Annotated in this window: 4 protein-coding genes; 1 reads left to right on the top strand and 3 read right to left on the bottom strand. The window is 69.3% G+C overall.

From position 1 onward, the window contains the following. Nucleotides 1–93: 93 nt before the first annotated feature. The gene (locus ACOJSN_RS16425; RefSeq protein ID WP_420113569.1) at nt 94–546 is read left to right on the top strand and encodes a GNAT family N-acetyltransferase; all 453 of its coding nucleotides are present in this window, start codon (nt 94–96) and stop codon (nt 544–546) included. Here the strand turns inward: ACOJSN_RS16425 and ACOJSN_RS16420 are convergent, their stop codons facing one another. The 3 genes from ACOJSN_RS16420 to ACOJSN_RS16410 all read right to left on the bottom strand — a co-directional run. Next, on the bottom strand, nt 547–1,671 hold the full coding sequence (locus ACOJSN_RS16420; RefSeq protein ID WP_420113568.1) for a bifunctional 2-methylcitrate synthase/citrate synthase: 1,125 nt from the start codon (nt 1,669–1,671) through the stop codon (nt 547–549). 18 nt (nt 1,672–1,689) lie between these two features. Further along, a complete protein-coding gene (gene prpB, locus ACOJSN_RS16415; protein WP_420113567.1) occupies nt 1,690–2,619 on the bottom strand; it encodes a methylisocitrate lyase in 930 nt (309 codons plus the stop codon). Continuing rightward, a partial coding sequence (locus ACOJSN_RS16410; protein ID WP_420113566.1) for an MmgE/PrpD family protein occupies nt 2,619–3,769 on the bottom strand: 1,151 nt, incomplete at its 5' end. The genes prpB and ACOJSN_RS16410, both read right to left, overlap by 1 nt.

Genomic DNA, 3,769 nt, shown 5'->3' with positions numbered 1-3,769 from the left:
CGCCGAGCAAGAAGGGAACCCGACCGGCTTCGCGGTCCTCAGGCTGCGCCCGAACCACGTCCCACGCCGCCCGCGCCTGCGGAGGCGCCTGCGGTGCGGGAAGCGACCGTTGCGGACGCGGCGACCGTCGGCCGCCTCCTGTACGACTTCAACACCGAGTTCGACTCACCCACCCCGAGCGCGGCCGAGTTCACCACGCGGTTCGCCGAGTTGCTCGACCGGCCAGACGTCGTCGTGCTGCTCGCCGAGCAAGAAGGGAACCCGACCGGCTTCGCGTTCCTCACGCTGCGCCCCACGCCCTACTACGACGGCTCGCTCGCGCAGCTCGAGGAGCTCTACGTCACGCCCGCCCTGCGCGACCAGGGCATCGGGACAGGTCTGGTGACCACCGCCGTCGACCTCCTCCGAGCTCGAGGCGTGCTCGAGATGCACATCAACGTCGACGAGATCGATACCGATACCCGCCGCTTCTACGAACGGCACGGCTTCACCAACATCCAGCCGGGTGAGGACTACCGGATGCTGTGCTACCTCAGGGAGTTGTGATCAGCGCGGCGGCACCTCGCGCCGCTCCGGCCCCACGTACTCGCTCAGCGGGCGGATCAGGGCGTTCGAGGCGAGCTGCTCCATGATGTGCGCGGTCCAGCCCGTCACCCGCGACGCGACGAACAACGGCGTGAAGGCCGGAGTGTCGAAGCCCATGAGGTGGTACGCCGGGCCCGCCGGGTAGTCCAGGTTCGGCTTGATGTTCTTCGCCTCCCCCATCGCCGATTCCAGCGCGGTGTACATCTCACCGAGGTCGGGGCGCTGGTAGTGCTGCACGAGGTCATCGAGCACGGCCTTCATGGTCGGCACCCGGGAGTCACCGTTCTTGTAGACGCGGTGCCCGAAGCCCATGATCTTCTTCTTGGTGGCGAGCGCGTCCTCGAGCCAGGCCTGCGCGTTCTCGGCAGACCCGATCTCGTCGAACGTGTGCATCACGGCCTCGTTCGCGCCACCGTGCAGGGGCCCCTTGAGCGCACCGATCGCCCCAGTCACCGCCGAGTACAGGTCAGCGAGCGTGGAGGTGATGACGCGCGCGGTGAACGTGGAGGCGTTGAACGAGTGCTCGGCGTACAGCACCATCGACACCTCGAACGCTTTGACCACCTCGGGCACTGTGCTCTCGGAGTCCTCGCCGAACGTCATCCACAGGAAGTTCGCCGCATACCCCAGGTCCTCGCGCGGCGGCACGAGCTCCTGGCCGCGTCGGCGCCGCTGGTCGTAGGCCACCACGGCCGGCAACTGGGCGAACAGGCGCAACGACTTGCGGAGGTTCGCCTCGGGCGAGGCATCTTCCGCCTCAGGGTCGTGAGCCCCGATCACCGAGACCGCCGTGCGGCAGACGTCCATCGGGTGGCACGTGGTCGGTAGTGCGCTGACCGCCTCGACCACCAGGTCGGGCAGCGCACGCTGCGCCCGCTCGGCGGCGTTCTGCTCGGCGAGCTGCTCGGCACTCGGGAGCTCGCCGTGCCACAGCAGGTAGGCGACCTCCTCGAACGAACGCTGCGCCGCCAGGTCCTGCACCGGGTACCCGCGGTACAACAGCGAGTTCGTCTCCGGGTCGACCTTGCTGATCGCGGTCACGTCGACGACGACGCCCGCCAGCCCCTTCTTGATGTCCTCGCTCATATCAGCTCCTTCTGATCGTCACACACTCTCGTCGTCCGGGGGCGCGGGGGCGGAGCCCCTGCCGTAGGTGAATATGTCGTTGTCGAAGGCGTTGTAGCCCGCGTAGTCGATGACCTCGTACAGCCGCGCCCGCGTCTGCATCCGCTCGACCAGGCCCGCCTGCGTGCCGGCCTGGCTGATCTCGTCCAGCCCCCGCTCGATCTCCCCCATCGCCAATCGGAGCAAGGTGACCGGGTAGATGACGATCTGTACGCCGGCTCCGGCTAGTTGTTCAACGGTGAACAGCTCGGACTTGCCGAACTCGGTCATGTTGGCCAGCACCGGGACGTCGACGGCGGCGGCCACCTTCTCGAACTCACCCAGGTTCGCCATCGCCTCGGGGAAGATCGCGTCGGCTCCCGCGTCGACGAGCCTCTTGGCCCGCTCGACGGCGGAGTCCGCCCCCTCGAGCGCTCTCACGTCGGTGCGTGCCATGACGAGGAAGTCAGGGTCGCGCCGCGCGCTCACAGCCGCCTTGATCCGCTGCTCGGCGGTGCCGAGGTCGACGACCGCCTTGCCATCGAGGTGGCCGCAGCGCTTGGGGTTGACCTGGTCCTCGATGTGGCAGCCGGCGAGCCCGGCGTCCTCAAGGACCTGCACGGTGCGGGCCACGTTCATCGGCTCACCGAACCCGGTGTCGGCGTCGACGAGCGCCGGCAGGTTCGTCACGCGTGCGATCTGCCCGGCGCGGCCGGCGACCTCGGTGAGCGTGGTGAGCCCGACGTCCGGCAGGCCGAGGTCGGCCGAGAGCACGGCCCCGGAGATGTAGACGCCCTCGAACCCCTTGTCCTCGATCAGCTGCGCCGAGAGCGGGTTGATCGCGCCCGGGAATCTCAGCAGCTCCCCCGAGGCGAGCCGCTCCCGCAGCTGCCGCCGCTTCTGACTCGCGCTCGCGCCTGCGTGCAGCATCAGAACAGCCCCGCCGGGGTCCGCACCGTGCCCAGCAGCCCCGGGCGGGCGGTCAGCGTGAGCCCGCCGAGCTCCTCGGGGGCGAGGTCGGGCAGCCGCTGCGCCACGTCGAGGAAGCGTTCGATCTCCGCCGGTTCCAGCGCACCCTCGGCCAGCGTGCGGAATTTCTCCACGTACTGGGCCCGCGCGAAGGGGCGGGCGCCGAGCGGGTGCGCGTCGGCCATGGCGATCTCCTCGACGATCACCCGACCATCGGTCGTCGTGATCTCGATCCGCCCACCGAACGCCTTCTCCGCGGGGTCGGTCGAGTGGTAGCGGCGCGTCCACTCCGGGTCCTCGTCGGTGGTGATCTTCTGCCACAGCGCCACGGTGTCCGGACGCTGCGCCCGCTCGGGTGCGTAGGAGCGCTCGTGGTGCCAGGTGCCGTCCTGCAGCGCGACCGCCACGATGTAGGGGATCGAGTGGTCGAGGGTCTCGCGGGTCGCGCTCGGGTCGTACTTCTGCGGGTCGTTCGCGCCGGAGCCGATCACGTAGTGGGTGTGGTGCGAGGTGTGAATGACGATGCTGGCGATGTTCTCCGGGTCCGCCAGCTCCGGCCGGGTCCGGTGCAGCCGCCGCGCCAGATCGATCAGCGCCTGGCTCTGGTACTCCGCCGAGTGCTCCTTGGTGTAGGTCTCGAGGATCGCGCGCTTGGACTCCCCCGGACCAGGCAGCAGCACCTCATAGCTCGCGTCCGGCCCGTCGAGCATCCAGGCGATCACGCCGTCCTCGCCCTCATAGATCGGCTCGGGTGAGCTCTGCCCGCGCATCGCACGGTCCACGGACTCGATCGCGATCTTGCCCGCGAACGCCGGCGCGTACGCCTTCCACGTGGAGATCCGCCCCTTGCGGGACTGCCGGGTGGCGGTGGTGGTGTGGAGCGCCTGCCCGATCGCAGCGAAGATCACCGGTGTGGGCAGGCCCAGCAGCGTCCCGATCCCGGCTGCCGCGCTCGGTCCGAGGTGCGCCACGTGGTCGATCTTGTGCTTGTGCAGGCTGATCGCGCGCACGAGGTTGACCTGGATCTCGTATCCGGTGGCGATGCCGCGCAGCAGCTCGGCGCCGGTGCGGCCGGTGTGCTCGGCCACGGCGAGGATCGGCGGGATGTTGT

Source organism: Pseudactinotalea sp., assembly GCF_048594945.1.
Classification (GTDB): domain Bacteria; phylum Actinomycetota; class Actinomycetes; order Actinomycetales; family Beutenbergiaceae; genus Pseudactinotalea.
Note: the sequence above shows the minus strand (reverse complement) of the source record. Positions and strands in the feature narration are given on the sequence as shown.

What these genes read in the sequence shown, in the direction of transcription:
- ACOJSN_RS16420 (WP_420113568.1), bottom strand. Translation starts at nt 1,671, where the DNA reads ATGAGCGAGGACATCAAGAAGGGGCTGGCGGGCGTCGTCGTCGACGTG.
- prpB (WP_420113567.1), bottom strand. Translation starts at nt 2,619, where the DNA reads ATGCTGCACGCAGGCGCGAGCGCGAGTCAGAAGCGGCGGCAGCTGCGG.